We start from the raw sequence: 19,862 nt of genomic DNA on the forward strand, positions 1-19,862 counted from the left end.
ATTCATAATTATCTACTTAATTCCAGTGATTGTTACCTCATAAAGCTCTAAAAACACGCAACAAATAAAGAGGATAAAAGTATATGAATAAATCTTTTGATAACTTAGTGGAGTTATTGCGCTATAGAGCAGTTAATCAGTCAGAAAAACAAGCCTTCTCATTCTTAGTTAATGGACAGCAAGAAACTGATTTTACCTATCAAGAATTAGATTTAAAAGCTAGAGCGATCTCAGTCGCCCTGAAAAATATTACAACCATCGGGGACAGAGTGCTGCTAATTTATCCCCCCGGATTAGAATTTATCGCCGCCTTCTTTGGCTGTCTATACGCTGGAGTCATTGCAGTCCCAGCTTATCCACCCAGACAAAATAAATCTCTATCTCGCTTGCAGGCGGTAGTAGCTGATGCACAAGCCACAGTTGCACTTACCACTACAACCGCTTTATCTAACATTGAAGGACAATTAACTAACTTAACTAATTTACAATCTCTGCATTGGCTAGCTACTGATAACATCAATACTGATTTAGCCAACTCATGGCAACAGCCACAAATCAATAGCAACTCCTTAGCTTTTCTGCAATACACCTCTGGTTCTACCGGGATGCCAAAAGGCGTTATAGTTAGCCACAGCAACCTTCTGCACAACTTAGCCTCAATTTATCAGTGTTTTGGGCATTCATTCCAAAGCCAAGGGGTCATTTGGTTGCCTCCTTATCACGACATGGGATTAATTGGTGGCATTCTCCAGCCTATTTACGGAGGCTTCCCAGTCACACTAATGTCACCAGTGGATTTTCTGCAAAAGCCTTTTCAATGGTTAGAAGCAATTTCTCGCTATCAAGCTACTACCAGTGGAGGGCCAAATTTTGCTTATGACTTATGTGTGCGTAAAATTACACCAGAACAACGAGAAACTCTCGATTTGACTAGTTGGGAAGTAGCTTTTAATGGTGCTGAACCTATTCGAGCGGAAACACTGACGAAGTTTGCAGAAACATTTGCACCATGCGGTTTTCGTGCTAGTAGCTTTTACCCTTGCTATGGCATGGCTGAGACAACCTTAATTGTGGCTGGTGGGATGAAAACAAACCCACCAATACTAACCAGTATTGATGGCAAAGCATTGTTAGAAAATCATGTAACTCCAGCATCTAATAAAAATAATTTTGTCCAAACTCTTGTTAGTTCTGGTCAAAATGTAGGCAATCATGAGATTGCGATCGTTCATCCTGAAACATTGCAACGTTGTTCTGATGATGAAGTAGGAGAAATTTGGGTTAGAGGCGCAAGTGTCACTCAAGGATATTGGCAGAAAACTGAAGAAACACAAGCCACTTTTCATGCTTATTTAACAGATACCAAAGAAGGTCCATTTCTGCGGACTGGTGATTTAGGATTCTTACAGAATGGAGAATTATTTGTAACTGGGAGGTTGAAAGATTTAATTATTATTCGCGGACGGAATTATTATCCCCAGGATATTGAACTGACTGTAGAAAATAGTCATCCTGCACTTAAATCTAGTTCTAGTGCTGCTTTCTCAGTTGAGATTAATGGACAAGAACAATTAGTAGTTGCTTGTGAGGTAGAACGTCAATATTTACGAAAACTAGATGGTGATGCGATCGCCAAAAATATTATCCAAGCTGTCGGGGAAGAACATGAACTGCAAGTTCACACTGTATTATTACTAAAAACAGGAAGTATCCCCAAAACCTCTAGCGGTAAAATTCGCCATCGTGCTTGTCGCGCTGGTTTTATAGCTGGAGAGTTAAATATTATCTGGGATTGGAGTAAGAATCCTGAAAATAAATCAGAGTTCCGTAATTTGCTGGCAGAGGTAGATGCTTTAAAGCAGCAAATAAAATGTCAAAAACAGGAAAAAGAAGTAGTAAAAGTATCTCCAGAATTAGAGAATATCCGCGTTAAATTACGCAATATTGTAGCAAATTTATTACAGGTAGACTTTGCCGAAGTTGATATTTATCAACCTTTAATAGCAATGGGTGCAGATTCTCTGGTAATGGCTGAAGCTGCTGAAGCTATAGAAAATTTGTTTGGGACTAATATTGAACTACGCCAATTGTTTGAAGAGTTAACAACTCTTGATGCTTTGGCTAATTACATCAGTCAAAATCAATCTTCATCAGCTAATTTAACAGCTTCAATACCAGTTAATCTTACACAAAAAATATCAGAGGAAGAAACTATAGTTCTTCTTTCCGAAGCTCAAAAACAACTTTGGGTTTTGGCACAAATGGAAGATAATGGTTCGCTGGCTTATAACGTTTCTGCTACAGCAGAATTAAAGGGTGATTTTCAGTTAGAAGCAATGCGTCAAGCAATGCAAAAACTGGTGAATCGTCATGAGGCTTTACGGACAAGCATCAGCAGTGAAGGCAATTTTCAAAATATCTTGCCTGACTTAGAATTTGAAATTCCTGTAATCAATTTCTCCTGCTTCAATCAAGAACAACGTCAGTCTCAAGTAGATAGGTGGTTGAAGAAAGAAAGCTGCGGCATTTTTGATTTAAGCAAAGCTCCTTTATTCCGTTTTAATATCCTCAAACTAACGGAAAGACACCACTTACTTATGTTCACGGCTCATCATATTATTGTTGATGGTTGGTCAATGGGAGTAATTCTGCAAGAATTAGCTGCTTTGTATTCAGCAGAATGTCAGAACTTTGACACCAGACTCAAACCACCTATGCAATTAAGAGAATACATTGAGTGGCAAGAGCTGCAAAGTAACACACCAGAAATGAAACTACATGAATCCTATTGGTTAGAACAATTTTCAGCTACAGTTCCTATTTTAGACTTACCGAAAGACCGTCCTCATCCACCCATAAAGACTTATAAAGGTAGCAGAACAACTATTCAGCTTGATGCTAATTTATTCCGTCAAGTCAAGAAATTTAGTCAAGAAAATAGTTGTACTTTGTTGATGACTCTTTTATCTTTATACACTACTTTACTGCACAGATTAACAGGTCAAGAAGATATTGTAGTTGGCGTTCCGTCCTCTGGAAGATTTAAAGGTAGTGAAGGACTTGTAAGTTATTGTTCTCACTTATTACCAATTAGAAGTTACATTGATGGAAATGTGACATTTTTACAGCATTTGCAAATTACTAAAACTGAATTGTTAAATGCTTACGAACATCAAGTTTATCCTTTTGCTAGGTTAATTGAAACACTGAAAACAACTAAAAATAAAAATTTATCGCCTCTAGTCACAGCAGTATTCAACTTAAACCGACCTTTAGCTGTGCCACAGATGTTTGGAGTTGAGACAAGTTTATTATCTCAATCTGTTAGTTTTTTGGATCATGATATTTGTCTTAATGTCAGTGAGATAGACGGTGAATTGATTTTAGATTGTGATTACAATACTGACTTATTTGATGCCAGCACTATTAATGGCATACTAGAAATTTTCCAAACATTTTTGGAAAAAACTGTAACTAATCCTGAGCAGTTGCTAGCTACTATCCCCCTATTAAACGAATCTCAACGCCATCAATTATTGGTAGAATTTAACAAAACTAACAAAGAATATCCTCAAAATAAGTGCATTCATGAATTATTTGCGGAGCAAGTAGAAAAAACACCGGATGCGGTTGCTGTTGTATCTGGAGAGCAAAAACTTACTTACCGAGAATTAAATCACCGTGCTAACCAACTAGCGAATTATCTGCAAACACTGGGAGTGAAACCAGAAGTATTAGTAGGAATTTGCATTGAATCTTCTTGGGAAATGATGGTGGGACTTTTAGGAATTCTCAAAGCTGGTGGTGCTTATGTACCGCTTGATCCTAGTTATCCCCAAGAACGCTTGGATTATATTTTGTCTGATTCTCGTGTGTCAGTTTTGTTAACGACTGAGAATTTGCTGGCACAATTGCCTACGTATGGAGCCAAAGTTATCTGTTTAGATACACAATGGGAAGCAATTTCTAGTTATAGTCAAGCAAATCTTCAGTCTGATGTGCAGCCCAGCAACCTTGGTTATGTAATTTACACTTCTGGTTCTACAGGCAAGCCCAAAGGAGTGTTAGTTACACATCAGAATTTAGTAAATCATAGTAGCGCGATCGCTCGAAAATTTTACCTCACATCCCAAGATAAAGTCCTGCAATTTGCCGCTTTCAGTTTTGATGTTGCGATCGAAGAAATCTTCCCTTCTTGGTTAAGTGGTGCAACAGTAGTATTACGCCCCCAACAAATGTTTGCTTCTTTTGCAGACTTTGTAGAATTTATCAACACTCAAGGTTTGACCGTATTAAATTTACCCGCAACATTTTGGCATGAATGGGTCTTAGATTTAGCTCAATCCCCAGACTTTTTACCAAGGTGTTTACGCTTGGTGGTTGTAGGTAGCGAACAAGTTAGATGGGAACGACTAGCTATTTGGCAAAAACACATTGGTAATCGTATCAAAATACTCAATGCTTACGGCCCCACCGAAGCCACAATTACAGCCACAATTTATGAACCAGACTTGAGAAAGCTAAACAATCAAACTGGTGGTATACCCATCGGTCGTCCTATCGACAATACTCAAGTTTATATTCTTGATCGGAATCTGCAACCAGTACCTGTTGGTGTTGTTGGTGAATTATACATTGCTGGTGCTGGTGTTGCTAGAGGTTATCTCAACCGTCCTGAATTAACCAAAGAAAAGTTTATTAAAAATCAGTTTGGTGATTCCAAATTGTATAAAACAGGCGATTTGGCGCGTTACTTAAAGGATGGCAATATTGAATTTATTGGGCGCATTGATAACCAAGTTAAAATTCGCGGTTTCCGAATTGAACTAGGAGAAATTGAGTCTATTCTCAATACTTATCCCCATGTAAAACAAGCAATAGTCATTGCCAGAGAAGATAATCCTGGTAACAAGCGATTAGTAGCTTATGTGGTCGCTAACACTGATACACTTGATACTCAGCAACTGCACTCTGAACTCAAACAGAAATTACCGAATTATATGCTTCCCAGTGCATTTGTAACTCTCGATGCACTACCCTTAACTCCTAACGGAAAAGTAGACCGGAAAGCATTACCCGCACCAAATAAAAATACAGAAATAGATGTAGTTTCAGCTACTACATCTACTCAAAAAATACTAGCTAAAATCTGGGCTGATGTACTGGGTGTAGAACAAGTAAGTATTTACGATAACTTCTTTGAATTAGGTGGAGATTCCATTCTCAGTATTCAGGTAGTAACTCGCGCAAATGCAGAAGGTTTGGTGCTGACTCCCAAACAGCTATTTCAACACCAAACTATTGCAGATTTATCTACTGTGGTGACGACAAACACCACTGTTATAGCCGAACAAGGTGTAGTCACAGGCACAGTACCCTTAACACCTATTCAGCATTGGTTTTTTGAGCAGAATTTACCGAATCCCTCTCACTATAACCAGTCTGTAATGTTGGAGGTATCACCAGACCTCAAGCCAGACCTAGTAGAACAAGCTTTACAGCAATTATTGATACATCATGATGCTCTTCGTCTGCGGTTTACATGGGATGCAGACAGTGTAGTTCAGTTCAATGCTGAAGCTGATGAAACACAGGTTTTCACTTGCGTAGATTTATCCGATTTATCTCCAAACAAACAGCAATCAGCCCTAAAATCTACTGCTGATGAAATGCAAACTCAACTAAACCTGTCAACAGGTTCTCTGATGCGAGCCATACTGTTTCATCTTGGTAATAACCAACCAGGACGTTTGTTGCTCATCGTACATCATTTAGCAGTCGATGGTGTTTCTTGGCGAATTTTACTAGTAGATTTGTTTACAGCTTATCAGCAACTTAGTCATAGTTTAGCAATTCAATTACCAGCAAAAACAACTTCTTTCAAAGATTGGGCAAACCGACTGAGCGAATATGCTTCAAGTCCAGCATTAGCTACAGAGTTGAATTACTGGTTAACTCAATCTGCTTGTAATGTCCCGCCTTTACCAGTGGACTATATTGCTGGGAGAGAGAAAAATACAATAGCCTCAGCAGAACAAGTATCAGTTTCTTTGAGTGTGGAACAAACCCAAGCACTGCTACAAGATGTACCCTCTACTTACAACACTCAAATTAATGATGTCCTGCTGACTGCGTTGATGCAAACTTTTGCTGATTGGACTGGCGAGAATACTTTATTAGTTGACTTGGAAGGCCACGGACGAGAAGAATTATTTGAGGATGTGGACTTATCCCGTACCGTGGGCTGGTTTACTTCTGTCTTTCCTGTGAAGTTAGAACTTAATTATCATCTTCAGGGGGAAGCACTCAAATCAATTAAAGAACAATTACGACAAATTCCCAATCGTGGTATTGGTTATGGTGTGCTGCGATATTTGAGTCAGGATAACCAATTACAATCTCTACCCCAACCACAAATCAGTTTTAACTACTTGGGACAATTGGATGGAGTTCGTTCTTCTTCAATGCTGTTAGGATTCGCTAAGGATTCAACTGGACTCACCCATTGTCCTCAAGGATACCGTAGTCATCTACTAGAAATAGATGGTTTTGTGGTTGATGGCAAATTGCAACTGAATTGGACGTATAGCAAGAGTTTTCATCACAGACATACTATTGAGTTTTTGGCTGGGATGTTCATCAAAACATTGGAATCTTTGATTTATCACTGTGCTGACGTGGAAGTTGGTAGTTATACACCTTCGGACTTTCCGGAAGCAGGTTTGAATCAACATGAACTGGAATTATTACTCGGCAAACTGTCTGAGTGAGGAGAATTTAGCAGGTTTTTAACGCCAAGTATCGTTTTAGATTCTTTGGCTTTCCGCAGGGTGGTAAACGCGAAATTTTAATGACAAAGGAGAGAATTATGAACAAGCAAAATAAAAATATCGAGTCGATTTATCCTCTTTCTCCGATGCAGCAGGGTATGTTATTTCACACTCTTTATGCACCCGAATCAGGGGTTTATGTTGAGCAGTTAAGCTGTACTTTGAAAGGAAACTTACAGATTACAGCGTTTGAGCGTGCTTGGCAACAAGTAGTAGATAGACATTCTATTTTACGTACTCTTTTTGTTTGGGAACATGGAAAACAACCTCTGCAAGTTGTGTGTAAGTCGGTTAACTTGCCTTGGATAATTCATGATTGGCAGAAGTTATCTGCTATTGAACAGCAGGAAGGTTTGCAGGCTTTGTTGGAGAGAGAACGTAAGACTGGTTTTGCATTAGATCAAGCACCATTAATGCGTTGTACTCTGATTAAATTGCAGGAAGATACTTATGAATTTATTTGGAGTCATCATCATTTACTGATGGATGGTTGGTGTTTATCTATCATCCTCAAAGAAGTTTTCGCTTTTTACGACGCTGGAATTCAAGGAAAAAATTTACACTTATCTCTACCACGTCCTTACAAAGACTACATCCTCTGGCAACAGCAGCAAGATTATTCTCAAGCAGAGATGTTCTGGCAGCAAAGGCTCCAAGGTTTTCATGCTCCTACACCTTTACTAGGAGATAAAAACTCCCATCCTCAACACATTCAAAATCATCAACATCTGCAATTATCTCCTTCCCTGACTGCCAGCCTTAAATCTTTGGCGGTGACAAATCGTCTGACACTGAACACTATCTTACAAGGTGCCTGGGGGTTAATGTTAAGTCGTTACAGTGGGGAACAAGATGTAGTTTTTGGCACTACTGTTTCCGGTCGTCCCACTGCTTTATCGGGAGTAGTATCAATGGTGGGGCTGTTTATTAATACATTGCCAGTACGAGTCAAAATATCAGAGGTAACAGAGTTATTACCGTGGCTAAAAGGGCTACAACTGCAACAAGTAGAACAAGAGGAATATTCATATAGTCCACTGGTTGATATTCAGGGATGGAGTGAAGTATCTCGTGAAATGCCCTTGTTTGAAAGTTTAGTTGTTTTTGAGAATTATCCATTAGATGCTTCGTTAAAAGCACAAAGTAGCAGCATCCAAGTTAGCAATATTCGTAACTTTGAGCAAACTAATTATCCTCTCATACTTGTAGCTGAACCTGGAGAACAATTGTCTATACGGATTAGCTATGATACTAGCCAATTTGCAGATGATAGCATTAAACGAATGTTAGGGCATCTGCAAGTTTTGCTGAAAAGCATTGCCGAAAATCCTCACCAAAAATTAGAGAACCTACCATTACTCACACCAGCAGAACGGCATCAACTATTAGTAGAATGGAACAATACTCAAACTGAATATCCGCAAGATAAATGTCTTCATGAATTGTTTGAGGCACAAGTAGAAAAAACACCGGATGCAGTAGCTGTTGTATTTAGAGACCAACAGTTAACTTACCGAGAATTAAACAATCGTGCCAACCAACTAGCACATCATTTACAAACATTAGGAGTTGCACCAGAAGTATTGGTAGGTATCTGCGTCAATCGTTCTCTGGAAATGATGGTAGGACTGTTAGGAATTCTCAAAGCTGGTGGTGCTTATATACCCTTAGATCCCACATATCCCCCAGAACGTTTGGCTTATATGTTGGCAGATTCACAATTACCAATACTGTTGACTCAAAAGCAACTATTAGACAAACTTCCACAACATCAAGCACAAACAATTTGTCTAGATGACAATGAGGAAAATTTTGTTAATTACCCTCAAGATAATCCTAACAGCGCAGTCAAACCTGACAATTTAGCTTACATAATTTATACCTCTGGATCTACAGGCAAACCCAAAGGAACAATGATTGTCCATCGTGGCATAGTGAACTATTTAAGCTGGTGTATAAAAGCCTATAATGTTGCTGTAGGAGAAGGTTCTACTGTCAATTCTTCTATTGGTTTTGATTCCACTATTACCAGTTTATTTTCTCCTTTAATAGTGGGGTGTAAAGTGGTGCTTTTGCCAGAAGAAAATGAAATTGAAGAACTCAAAAAAGCTTTGTGTTCTGGAACTAGATTCAGCCTAGTAAAAATTACGCCTGCTCATTTATATATCCTCAATCATTTATTAGCTAATGAACAAGTAAACATTCAAGTACAAGCATTTATTATTGGTGGTGAAGCTTTATCAGAAAAAGTAACTTCTTTTTGGCTACAAAAAGCACCATCAACTAAATTAATTAACGAATACGGACCCACAGAAACAGTAGTAGGATGCTGTACTTACGAAGTTGAAAAACAAAGCTTTCCAGGAGGAAATATCCCTATCGGTCGTCCCATTGCCAATACCGAGCTATATATTTTGGATAACCATTTACAACCAGTTCCGATTGGAGTTATAGGTGAGTTGTATATCGGTGGTGCTGGTGTCGCTAGAGGTTATCTCAATCGTCCTGAATTAACTTCAGAAAGATTTATTAACAGTCCATTTAATAAATCAATATTATATAAAACAGGAGATTTAGCTCGTTACCTTCCGGATGGAAATATTGAATATCTTGGACGTATCGACCATCAGGTAAAAATTCGCGGATTTCGGGTTGAACTTGGAGAAATAGAATCCTTAATTGCTCAATATCCAAATGTTGTTTCTACAACAGTTATTGCTCGTGAAGATAAGCCGGGCGATAAAAAGTTAGTTGCCTATATTGTTCCTGAAAAATTACAAGATTTTGCTGATAAGAAATTATATCAATTTTTGCAAGAAAAATTACCACATTACATGGTTCCATCTGCTTTTGTGCAGCTAGATATTTTACCTCTAACTGCTAATGGTAAAGTAGACCGTAAAGCATTACCTGCGCCGAATAGTTCCGAGATTTATGTTTCTTATGAATTTGTCGCTCCGAGAAATGACATAGAGTTACAACTAGCACAAATTTGGGAAGATATTTTAAATATTCGACCTATCGGGATTAAAGATAACTTCTTTAATCTTGGCGGACATTCACTGTTAATAGTACGGCTAATGGCTCAGATTCAGCAGCATTTTGGCATCAATTTACCTTTAGCAACAATTCTCCAAAATCCTACAGTTGACCAAATAGCAAATACTCTTAGTCAACATACAAATTCTTTAGCAAATTCTGCATTAGTTGCTATTAACAGCAATGGCTCTAATATTCCTTTATTCTGTGTACCTGGAGTTGGTGGGAATGGTTTGTATTTTTACAATTTGGCACATCATTTAGGTGCAGAACAGCCTTTTTACACTTTCCAAGCACAAGGATTGGATGGTAAATCAAAACCTCATACCAGCATTGAAGATATAGCAGCCCAATATGTTCAAACAATGCAAACTGTACAACCTCAAGGACCTTATATTTTGGGAGGTTATTCGTTTGGCAGCAACATAGCTTTTGAAATGACTCAACAATTGAAAAAACAAGGACATGAAGTTGCTTTACTTGCTGTTCTGGATAATTTTGCGCCAATTAATAGTAACAAACCCAAAGATTTTCATTTGGATGAAGCAACTAGACTCAAACATATAGTTCGTGTTGTGGAACGCCTATCCGGGAAAAAGTTAGAAGTTGATTATGAGGTTTGGCAAAAACTCAATTTGGAGGGACAATTAAACTACCTTCAGGAACAATTTAGCGAAATTACAACTGATCAACTTCGTGCTTTAATCCAAGTTTTCGATGCCAATGTCCAAGCTGGAATTAATTATCTCCCACAAGCGATTTATCCAATTCCGATTGTTTTGTTTAAAGCAAGTGAGGATGATGCTGAAGATACTTTTATTCCAGCAGATGCAGCCTGGGGTTGGAACAAACTTTCTTCTACACGGGTAGAAATTCAAACAGTTCCAGGAAATCATCACAGTATGCTCAGTAAACCTCACGTTCAAGTATTAGCTCAGAAGCTTAAAGCTTGCATCAATCAAGTTCAAACTGTGGGAGTAGAATAAGATGATTCAACCCCTAGTTGTTAAAGGAATGCAAGTCTTTATACTTATATGGCTGGGACAAATAGCTTCTTTGACTGGTTCTGGACTTACTAATTTTGCTTTGGGTGTTTGGGTATATCAGCATACTGGTTCAGTGACTCAATTTGCTTTAATTTCTTTATTTGCAACCATCCCACGAGTGATTATTTCTCCTCTGGCTGGTGCTTTGGTAGACCGTTGGCAGCGTCGTTGGGTGATGATCATTGCCGATTCTGGTGCAGGAATAAGTACGCTCTTATTGTTCCTGTTGTTAGGTACTAATAATCTAGAAATTTGGCATATATATCTAATAACAATTGCTAGTGCTAGTTTTAGTGCTTTTCAATGGCCAGCTTACAATGCTGCTATAGCCTTAATAGTTCCCAAAGCACAGCTGATTCGTGTTAATGGGATGATGGAATTGGGAGAAGCTTTATCTCATCTAATTTCGCCTGTGCTAGCTGGCGTTTTGTTAGCTAAAATCCAGCTACAAGGAATTATTCTGATTGACTTTATCAGCTTTATTTTCTCTTTGTTTATCCTCATAAGCATTCAGTTCCCTAATAACAAAAATAATAGGACAAAGAAAATAGCTAAAAGTTCATTATTCAAGGAAATATTCTATGGTTTTCAATACATTTTTCAGAGGAAAGGATTATTAGGACTACTAATATTTTCTGCTATCACTGACTTAGGGTTGGGAGTAGTTCAAGTGTTAATCACACCCTTAGTATTGTCTTTTGCTTCACCAACTGCTTTAGGAAGCATTATGTCCATTGGTGGTGTTGGTATGTTAATGGGTAGTTTAGTTATAACTCTTTATAAAAGAGAGCAAAGTGCAATCAATAATGTATTTATGTTTCAGTTCTTAGGTGGGTTATCAATTTTATTTGCCGGTTTAAGAACTTCTGTGAAACTTTCCGCATTGGCGGCGTTTTTATTCTTTTTTGGCTGGCCGATAATTAACAGTTCTACTAGATTGATTTTTCAAAAGAAAGTCGCGCCTGATGTTCAAGGAAGAGTCTTTGCATTCATTGGAGGAGTTACCGGAATATCTTTTCCCTTGGCTTATTTAGTGGCTGGGCCGCTTGCAGATGAAGTGTTTGAACCATTAATGTCTGTTAATGGTTTACTAGCCGGAAGTATTGGTCAAATAATTGGTGTTGGAACAGGACGAGGGATTGCACTAATATTTGTGCTAACGGGAGTAATGACGATAGTAATCACCATTGTTGGATATCATTATCCTCCTTTGAGAAGAGTTGAACAAGAATTACCTGATGTAATTGTCACTTAAAGGATAAAGTGGTCGCACTCAGAGTGATAAGAAAACTGTCCGATATTGGCGGCTAAATACAGACAGTTACCTTGCCCCAGATTTATAAATATTTCTAACAATTCGGGTCACGAAGAGGGTGTAGGGGGTAGGGAAGACGGTATTGGTCGAGGCTTGAAACCCCCACCAATACAATCGTCTTGAGAAGACGAGGCTTGCGACCCACTGGTTGTTCGATGCTCTTTCTTCCCCTACACCCCACACCCTGGCCGAACGGGGCTTGGTCACGTCGCTTTGCTCCGAATTCAAAATTCAAAATTCAAAATTAAATACCCCACGGATAAATCCGGGGGCTTGAATTAATCTTGTTTGAATTTTTTCTTCTCCATAAATAAATTTAGGGGCTTGTACCCTTTTTTTCTTTGTTCAGCACTAAGATTTATAAGCATTTTAGCGACAAGGTAGCCAGATTTTACTCCCAGTCACATACAATGCTTGTGTGTTAGTTCTACTTTTCACTGCCGACAATCCCTGCTTATGATCAACAATACTCAGCTTGACAACCTACCACCAATCAAGCTGATCCACATTCAGGATCAAGCACCATCAACTGTACAGGGACAATCTAGAACTAGGGGAGCAAAAATAGCTGCACCCACAGATATTCGATGGATAAAGGTACTGGAGTTTTTACGCAGCACCAATCTTGCGCCTAACAGTCGCAAAATGTATGAGCGCGAATTGAAGCGGTTTTTGGGCTGGACACAGCTACACTATCATGAGCTACGCCCACGTCACCTGGGGTTATACAAGGAATATCTGCGCGATGAAGTAAAAACTGATTCAGGAAAACCCCTGTCAAAAAGCAGTATCAATGCTGGGGTTGCTGCGTTCAAAAGCTTCTTTAAATGGATGTGTTATACATATCCAGACATAATCGCTACTAATCCCACACTGGGGATAAAGCTAGAAAAAGTACCACTGCCACCAGCCCAAAGTTTAACTGATGAACAGATGAAGCGCGTTTGGTCAGCTTTAGAATTGCTCTTAGAAACAAAACAACGAGATACCGCACTTGTCCACATACTCAGCCACGGACTCCGCGCCGGGGAAGTTGTACAGCTAAATGTAGGCTCATTTGATGGCAAGCTGCTGTTTTTACCAGATACTAAAACTAATGAACCGCGCTTAGTGCCATTGCGAAAGGAAAGCAGAGAAGTATTAGCGGCGTATTTGCGATCGCGCTCAGTTGGGGGTGAAGAACTAAACAGCCTCACGCCGTTGATGATTTCGCATCATGCCTCATATAAAGGAGAAAGGCTCAGTTATCACGGGATTTACTTTGCTGTAGAAAAAATCGGTGAATTAGCTGGTATTGAAGATTTGCATCCCCACCAATTTCGGCATACTTACGCCACTGATTTACTACTAATGGGTGTTGACCCCAGCCATGCGCGGAAACTGACGGGCCATCAAAGCGAGAAGGCTTTTCGGCGGTATACACTTCGTAGTGAGCAAGAAGCAGCGATCGCTGCTTACTATCGTGCTATTGGTGAAGAATCAGAATAATCCATGCCAAAGCCACTAGACCCTAAGTGTCAGTTATGCGCGAAGCTACCAACAACAAAAGCAAAAGTGCTGCATGGGACAGAAGGTGATGGCTGTTGGAATCCCAAAGTCTGTCATAATCGCCGTTCGTTTTACCGCAACAAAAGTAAAGATGATTCTGGGCAGATTGAGGCGATCGCAGTTGAACCGCCAGAAACATATTTTGCCGTACTGTATTTATATAAAGAACCGGGGGATAAGCCATTGCACGCCTTGGGTGCAGAACTATGGCTAGGACAAAAGCCTATTTGTCGGTTAGAGCCAATCCACTGCTTTGGTCTAACTGCTGGTAAAATCCGCGCCTATACAGATCAGGTGTTGCAGGCTTTTGCTAAACAATATGGTGTTTCCCTCCACCAATATAAGGATATGTTTGAGATTAGCCCATCCCATTGCCCAGTCCGACCTTGCCCGTTACATCCTGAATTATGACCAGCTATCGCCAATTAACAATTTGGGATGTGCTAGATGAGATGTCAGAAGCTCCAGCGACATCAACTCTTGCTCCCGTCTGGGATTGTTTAGATGCCGAGCTTGAAAGTTTATCTGTGGAAGCACAATTATCAACCGCCGCACAAGCCTTTTCCCAAATTGCAGATATTCTCAAATCTCGTGCTGATTTACTGTTGTCAGATGTCCGCGCTCAGAACGATACTTTGGGGCCGGTTGTCAGCACGGATATCTTTGCTGGTTTGGTGCGGACGACAATGCAGCTAGATTTGGATGACCTAATCGAAGAACCAGCACCGCAGAATTTTAGACCTCATGGGCCACATCAGTTTTCTCATACTGCCGAAAGTCATGATTCAGTAGCCGCTCCGGTTGAGAAAGAGAACGTCCTAGCGATGCTTGAAATTCAGACTGTAGAAGATGTTCATCGGTTGGCTGGTGATGAAGATGTGCAGAAATGGCAAAGTGCGATCGCCAACCATCTTACCCAGGTAAAAGATGAAATTGCCCTTCCTTTACTACAACGAGGATTGAAAATGCCGATGGTGGAGGTATGGTTAGGATTGTTACTGGGTGGTTTTATATTGGAGCAACGTGGCGATTTTTATCACAGCGAGGCTATCTGGGTTAAGGGGAATTTCTCCTCAAAACTCACCTTCACAGATCAAAATCCAGGGTAAATGTGTCGCTATCTGAATCTTCTGTTGTTTCCAGTGTTGGTGCAGTTAGAGAAGGTTGCTGTGGTTGGTTTTGGTTTGTCGTCACAGGGGTAAACACTGTTGAGTGGGGAACTGCTTGTTGCATGGGGAACGCTCCCTTTTTAAACGCAAAATAGCAATCGATAATAAAATAAAGCGTCTCTAGATAACTTTTATCTAGGTATTGTGATTCAGTAAATATACGTTCACGATAGCTATCTTTGATGCGGATTTTTTCGGGGGTCTTGTCTTGATTCTCTGCCATTGTTTTCACCTACCCATTCTTACTAACAATCGCTTTTGCCATTGATAGTAGTCCAAAGGCATTCGCTTCTACTGGATTCTCCAACACTGTGAATCCGTTCTTCTCTAGCAGTTTCTTTAGCCCTGGTAACAGACACCCTCCACCAATTGCCCAAATTTCATCTCCAGTGTGTTTGGCATCAAGTGCCATACTCACTATTTTTTTCAGGTATTTCTCGTACCAATCTTTTAAACAACCACTGTAGATATCTTTGATATCGATGTCACGACTATATCTGGTATGCCCCATTTCCAGACAATATCTAATCTTCGATGGCTCTCCGACTTTTCCTCCATTCAGATGTTTCATTTTTTGGGCAATTTCATCGATGAGAACTTCTACACCTATGGGGTAGGGGGTGTGAACTTCTCGCTTTCCTTGGCTGTAACGTGAATACAGTGTTGTGCCATTGCCAAAGTCCAACACTGTTAATTTTTTTGGCAGTTGCTGCCCAAATAATGCGCCTATCCCCTCTGGTACTACTTTCAGCACTTCTATCTTTACTAATGATGCTTTCCCCGCCAGTATTGGCTGGTATTCTCCATTTAATACTTTCTTCAAATTTTCTGCTAGAGCTACATCATGTAAGCTGACTACTAATTTTAAATGCCACGCCTTACGGTGTGGCAGATGTGCTAATGCTCCCAACAATGTTGTCAGTGCATTCTTGACTTTGTTTTCATTGCTATCTGTGTTGCGCTCAAAATGATTTCCGGCTCGGAACGCTGATTCCCCAACTGTGTAAGCATTGCCATTGAGAATTACTCTCCCTGGTACATCTTCCATTTCTGCTGTGGAAATATAGCTGGGGACGCGCACTACTTCAAAGCCATCTACTAAAAGTTTTAGACTGCCGTAACCATTATCAAAGCCTGCCGGAAAAATTTTTTGTAAGTTGTGAATATTGGACATGGGGGTCAAGTGGGGTACAAAATCTTGCTGGCTCTAAAATACCCTAAGCATCCCCTAAATATACCCTATATAGGGGCTATTTATCCCTCATAATTCTATTTTATCCTTGGGGTATATATGACCCCTATATATACCCTACTAGGGGTACAATTTAAAATGTCGGTTAATTTGTTTTTTTGGACGTTAGAAAAAAAACAGGCTCAGTATTAAAAAATTAACAGTTAAGTTGAGTGTTAGGAGTAGTGGAGAGCCGCTCCACTACTCCTAACAGTTGCTCACAAATCCTGACAGCAGCACATTTTTTCTAATGTAGAGAGTGATTTTGTGTAATGTGTCTTGACCTTTTTTGAATCGTAGAGAAGCGACTGGACGAACAATGTGCATGAAAGCCATGTAGCCTATTAGGTAAACAATCTTTCCCCATACCCTGTTTTCGTTAAACACCTTGGTTCACAGTTGATTGTCATCTTGTATCAATTCATTTAACTGAGATAACAACTTCTCTACCTTTGATTTTTTCTTGGGATCATCCCACACTTTTGCTTTTTTGAAGCGTTGGAACGTATCATCAACTCGGTCTTTTATCGATGCTAAATTTGTTGGAGATGACGAATTTGATTGAACAGTAGTCTCAATTCCTTTAATCTTCCGCTTGATTTCACTCAATGAGAGATTGTAGGCGATCGCATCCTCAAGAAGTTGCTTTCTAGTAGACTCATCACTAACTCTTGCGATCGCTCGTGCTTTGGTGTATTCAAGTTGACCAGAACGCAGCACTTCTAGAACATCTGCTGGCAGATTGATCAGTGGGAGGCGATTTTTCACAAATGACTCCCAACTCATTCGCCCTAGCGATGCAAATAATTCTTCAACTATCTTAGTTTCTCTTTGAGACATAACGTTATGTCTCAATTCGGAATTGCGATCGCAAACGTTTCTCATGCGGTTGAGATGGCTGCTAACCTCCTGTTGGGTGATCTGCATCTGGATGGCAAATAATTCAAGGATGCCTTCGGTTTCTTCTAGGGGATTGAGGTCTTCTCGTTGCAGGTTTTCAACTAATCGCACCTGATAGGTAGTGATGTCATCCATATCGCGGACGACCACAGGGACTTCGGTTAGCCCTGCCATTATTGCTGCTCTGTAGCGTCGTTCCCCCGCTACCAATTCATAATCGCCTCCAGAAAGCGGACGCACTAACAAAGGTTCAAGGATACCCAATTTTTGAATTGAGCGTGATAGTTCCTCAAGCTTATGTTCGTCGAAGTAACGCCGGGGCTGGGATGGGGGGATTTTGATTAAGTTGATGGCAACAGTATTTGGTGTAGTAGCCATACTTTCAGGTTCGTTAAAACTTTCGCCTAGTAGGGCGGCTACACCTTTTAATTGGCTGGTATAGGGTTGCTCTTTTTTGCTCACTGTAGTTTTTCTAAATTGAGGGCGATTTTTTTTAGTACAGCGACGGCAGGATGTTTGGGATTATATACTGCTAAAGGTAAACGTGCCTCACTTGCATCAGCAAAGGCAATAGATTTAGGAATGGGTTCGTAAACTGTTGCCACAGGTGAAAGTTGTTCTGTGATAGCTTTCATGGTTCTGCTTTCTTGAGCAGTACGTGCATCATACATTGTGGGGATGAAGCCAGCAATGGCGAGTGTTTTATTAGCACCTTTTCGGAGTGTAGCTACGGTTCTTAATAGTAAATCAGTTCCTTGAAAGGATTTAAACTGGCACTGAATTGGGACTAAAACATGAGTAGCTGCTACTAAGCTAATAACACTGAGGATACCCAGTGATGGGGGACAGTCAATCAAAATGTAGTCGTATTGAGCGAGTACGGGTGCGATCGCATTTTTTAAGCGCATTTCCCGCATCAAGGCGGCAACTAGTTCTAGTTCTGCGGCACTTAAGTTGATATTGGCTGGCACTAAACCCATGCCGTGAATAGGTTCAGAGTATATTGGTAATGGTTCTTCCCCCACCACTGCTTCGTAGACAGTTTTAGTGATATTTTCCGGTTCTAGCCCCATAAATGTCGTAAGTGAGGCTTGAGGGTCCATGTCTATTAAAAGAACACGCTTTTTCTTTTTTTGAGCAAGGTGATAACCCAAGTTCATAGTTAAACTTGTCTTTCCTACTCCGCCTGATTGATTAAATAGCGCAATAATATGGGTTTTGCTCACGAGTAATAAATTAAAGTTGTCATTAAAAATGCCTCTAATACAGGCAGATTGTAGCTTTGGATCTACAGTTATACAACAGGAGCAATACATTTTTCACAAATTAAGGCTCTCTAGCTTTGAGTTCAGAAGACTCCACAAAAGGCGATGCCTAACGACAAAGCTAACGCCAACTCAGCCACAAAAACCGGATGGACTTTCCTGTAGAAAAATTGCTAGTTAAGTGCAGCAGCGATGGCGTTCCAGCTACCAGAGGCGATCGCAGTTTCTATCTAACTTACATTTTCCACTTAGAAATCTGAATGTTAAATCATTGACTAAGTGCAAGATGAGCAAGGCGTTCAATATTAAGTACAAGAAAATACATAACTATATGTGGAAAAATAGCTCCTGTGGGGTTTCTCCTGGGCTTTCAGACTCCCGTTAAGTTTTTTGTAAATAAAAATCCCCAGCCATAAATTATAGCTGGAGATTAAGCACGTTTAGCGTGAATGAAATGCCAATGTTTCCATTAATTCGACTTCATATGAAGTCAAGCAATTCAAATTTGGGCATTAAATTTCAGCACAAACTTGACACTATTCACTTGTCTTTGCAGCACTTGTAGGTAAGCAGTCGCATCATTGCGGCGACGAAATCTCGCTACCACTATGCAATCATTCCTAGATAAATTGCGAATTATGCACCACGGATGTAACTGCTCAAAATATGTCATAGTGACTCCTAGAATTGCTGAAAATTACATGAATAACGTGTTTTTGAATTACCTCAATTCACATTAGTTCAGGATATATATAGCAAAACAGGTCTAAACGATATTGACAGATTCCTTCTTTTGTGGATGAAAAATACTATGAAATAGCAAGACGCAATAACTGTTGTAGATGCTCAGGAATTTCGTCAATATGCTCTAGCAGGAAATCCATTAAACCCAGATTTAATAAATCATTGCGTGTTGGGTTGCGTCGGTTTTGACCATTTCTAAACCAACCCCTAACAGTAGAGTCAGAGCGATCGCAGATCATAGCTATTTGTTCGTAGCTGACCGCCCACTTAGAATAAAATTGTCGGGGTGTCATGCCAAATTCCCAATTGCTGTACATTGAAATCAGCCTTAATTCTCGTGTTTGCAATGGACGAGGTTTGGGCATAGAAGAAAATAAAGATGGGACGAAATTTAAATTTAGTAGTCAGTCCAGTAGGGTGCGTTATGAACGCTAGTCCTAACGCACGGTAAAATCTCTGGTAACGTGTTACACCGGCTTCTACTTTTAGCCTAATTAATGAGAATCTATGTGTACAATCTCAATACTTTGCTTATCGATGTAACGCCAGTAAAACCGTTTTGCCATAGATGCAGAAGAACTCCAACACCATATTTGCAGCGATATCGATGTGTTCTTAAACTCCGATAAGCTGCACCTTGTTCAGCAAAACATTTAAAAGCTTTGTCGTATTGCTTGCGGTCTGAAGAAGATAAAGTATCCAGTTTTTTTTGAACTTTGGAAGTAAAAACTAAACAGAATTTGGAAGATTGAATCTGCATTCAATAGTTTCCGAT

12 protein-coding genes are annotated in these 19,862 nt (G+C 39.8%); 6 read left to right on the forward strand and 6 right to left on the reverse strand.

The features are described from left to right. The first annotated feature begins 83 nt into the window (after nt 1–83). From L6494_RS27255 to L6494_RS27280, 6 genes are all read left to right on the forward strand, one after another. The gene (locus tag L6494_RS27255) at nt 84–6,770 is read left to right on the forward strand and encodes a non-ribosomal peptide synthetase (protein ID WP_237996749.1); all 6,687 of its coding nucleotides are present in this window, start codon (nt 84–86) and stop codon (nt 6,768–6,770) included. A 98-nt stretch (nt 6,771–6,868) separates the two neighbouring features. Then, nucleotides 6,869–10,855 (forward strand): amino acid adenylation domain-containing protein, encoded by a 3,987-nt coding sequence (locus tag L6494_RS27260; RefSeq protein ID WP_237996758.1) that lies wholly within the window; start codon nt 6,869–6,871, stop codon nt 10,853–10,855. Nucleotide 10,856: 1 nt separating this feature from the next. After that, the gene (locus L6494_RS27265; protein ID WP_237996760.1) at nt 10,857–12,170 is read left to right on the forward strand and encodes an MFS transporter; all 1,314 of its coding nucleotides are present in this window, start codon (nt 10,857–10,859) and stop codon (nt 12,168–12,170) included. A 516-nt stretch (nt 12,171–12,686) separates the two neighbouring features. Continuing rightward, nucleotides 12,687–13,718 (forward strand): tyrosine-type recombinase/integrase, encoded by a 1,032-nt coding sequence (locus L6494_RS27270; protein ID WP_237996769.1) that lies wholly within the window; start codon nt 12,687–12,689, stop codon nt 13,716–13,718. A gap of 3 nt (nt 13,719–13,721) precedes the next feature. Further along, nucleotides 13,722–14,189 (forward strand): hypothetical protein, encoded by a 468-nt coding sequence (locus L6494_RS27275; RefSeq protein ID WP_237996771.1) that lies wholly within the window; start codon nt 13,722–13,724, stop codon nt 14,187–14,189. After that, nucleotides 14,186–14,887, forward strand: coding sequence for a hypothetical protein (locus L6494_RS27280; protein ID WP_237996774.1), 702 nt, complete (start codon nt 14,186–14,188; stop codon nt 14,885–14,887). Before L6494_RS27275 ends, L6494_RS27280 begins: the two co-directional genes overlap by 4 nt. Here the strand turns inward: L6494_RS27280 and L6494_RS27285 are convergent. The 6 genes from L6494_RS27285 to L6494_RS27310 all read right to left on the reverse strand — a co-directional run bounded on the left by L6494_RS27285 (nt 14,865) and on the right by L6494_RS27310 (nt 19,452). Beyond that, complete coding sequence (locus L6494_RS27285) at nt 14,865–15,170, reverse strand: hypothetical protein (protein WP_237996776.1); 306 nt, start codon at nt 15,168–15,170, stop codon at nt 14,865–14,867. The two genes, L6494_RS27280 and L6494_RS27285, sit on opposite strands and share 23 nt — an antisense overlap. 9 nt (nt 15,171–15,179) lie before the next feature. Next, nucleotides 15,180–16,121 carry a ParM/StbA family protein gene (locus tag L6494_RS27290; protein WP_237996778.1) on the reverse strand — a complete coding sequence of 314 codons (942 nt, stop codon included), beginning with the start codon at nt 16,119–16,121 and terminating at the stop codon, nt 15,180–15,182. Between the two features lie 450 nt (nt 16,122–16,571). Further along, nucleotides 16,572–17,540, reverse strand: coding sequence for a ParB/RepB/Spo0J family partition protein (locus L6494_RS27295; protein WP_237996780.1), 969 nt, complete (start codon nt 17,538–17,540; stop codon nt 16,572–16,574). Then, nucleotides 17,537–18,304, reverse strand: a complete 768-nt coding sequence (locus L6494_RS27300; RefSeq protein ID WP_237996782.1) for a ParA family protein — start codon at nt 18,302–18,304, stop codon at nt 17,537–17,539. The genes L6494_RS27295 and L6494_RS27300 overlap by 4 nt, the downstream gene beginning before the upstream one ends. A gap of 538 nt (nt 18,305–18,842) precedes the next feature. Next, entirely contained in the window at nt 18,843–19,016 is a 174-nt protein-coding gene (locus tag L6494_RS27305; RefSeq protein WP_237996783.1) for a hypothetical protein, read from the reverse strand. A 136-nt stretch (nt 19,017–19,152) separates the two neighbouring features. Then, a complete protein-coding gene (locus L6494_RS27310) occupies nt 19,153–19,452 on the reverse strand; it encodes a hypothetical protein (protein WP_237996785.1) in 300 nt (99 codons plus the stop codon). Between the last annotated feature and the right edge of the window lie 410 nt (nt 19,453–19,862).

It is taken from the genome of Nostoc sp. UHCC 0870 (genome assembly GCF_022063185.1).
Lineage (GTDB): Bacteria > Cyanobacteriota > Cyanobacteriia > Cyanobacteriales > Nostocaceae > Trichormus.

Coding starts and splice junctions, on each gene's coding strand:
- L6494_RS27255 (WP_237996749.1), top strand. CDS start 84: ATGAATAAATCTTTTGATAACTTAGTGGAGTTATTGCGCTATAGAGCA.
- L6494_RS27260 (WP_237996758.1), top strand. CDS start 6,869: ATGAACAAGCAAAATAAAAATATCGAGTCGATTTATCCTCTTTCTCCG.
- L6494_RS27265 (WP_237996760.1), top strand. CDS start 10,857: ATGATTCAACCCCTAGTTGTTAAAGGAATGCAAGTCTTTATACTTATA.
- L6494_RS27270 (WP_237996769.1), top strand. CDS start 12,687: ATGATCAACAATACTCAGCTTGACAACCTACCACCAATCAAGCTGATC.
- L6494_RS27275 (WP_237996771.1), top strand. CDS start 13,722: ATGCCAAAGCCACTAGACCCTAAGTGTCAGTTATGCGCGAAGCTACCA.
- L6494_RS27280 (WP_237996774.1), top strand. CDS start 14,186: ATGACCAGCTATCGCCAATTAACAATTTGGGATGTGCTAGATGAGATG.
- L6494_RS27285 (WP_237996776.1), bottom strand. CDS start 15,170: ATGGCAGAGAATCAAGACAAGACCCCCGAAAAAATCCGCATCAAAGAT.
- L6494_RS27290 (WP_237996778.1), bottom strand. CDS start 16,121: ATGTCCAATATTCACAACTTACAAAAAATTTTTCCGGCAGGCTTTGAT.
- L6494_RS27305 (WP_237996783.1), bottom strand. CDS start 19,016: ATGACATATTTTGAGCAGTTACATCCGTGGTGCATAATTCGCAATTTA.
- L6494_RS27310 (WP_237996785.1), bottom strand. CDS start 19,452: ATGCCCAAACCTCGTCCATTGCAAACACGAGAATTAAGGCTGATTTCA.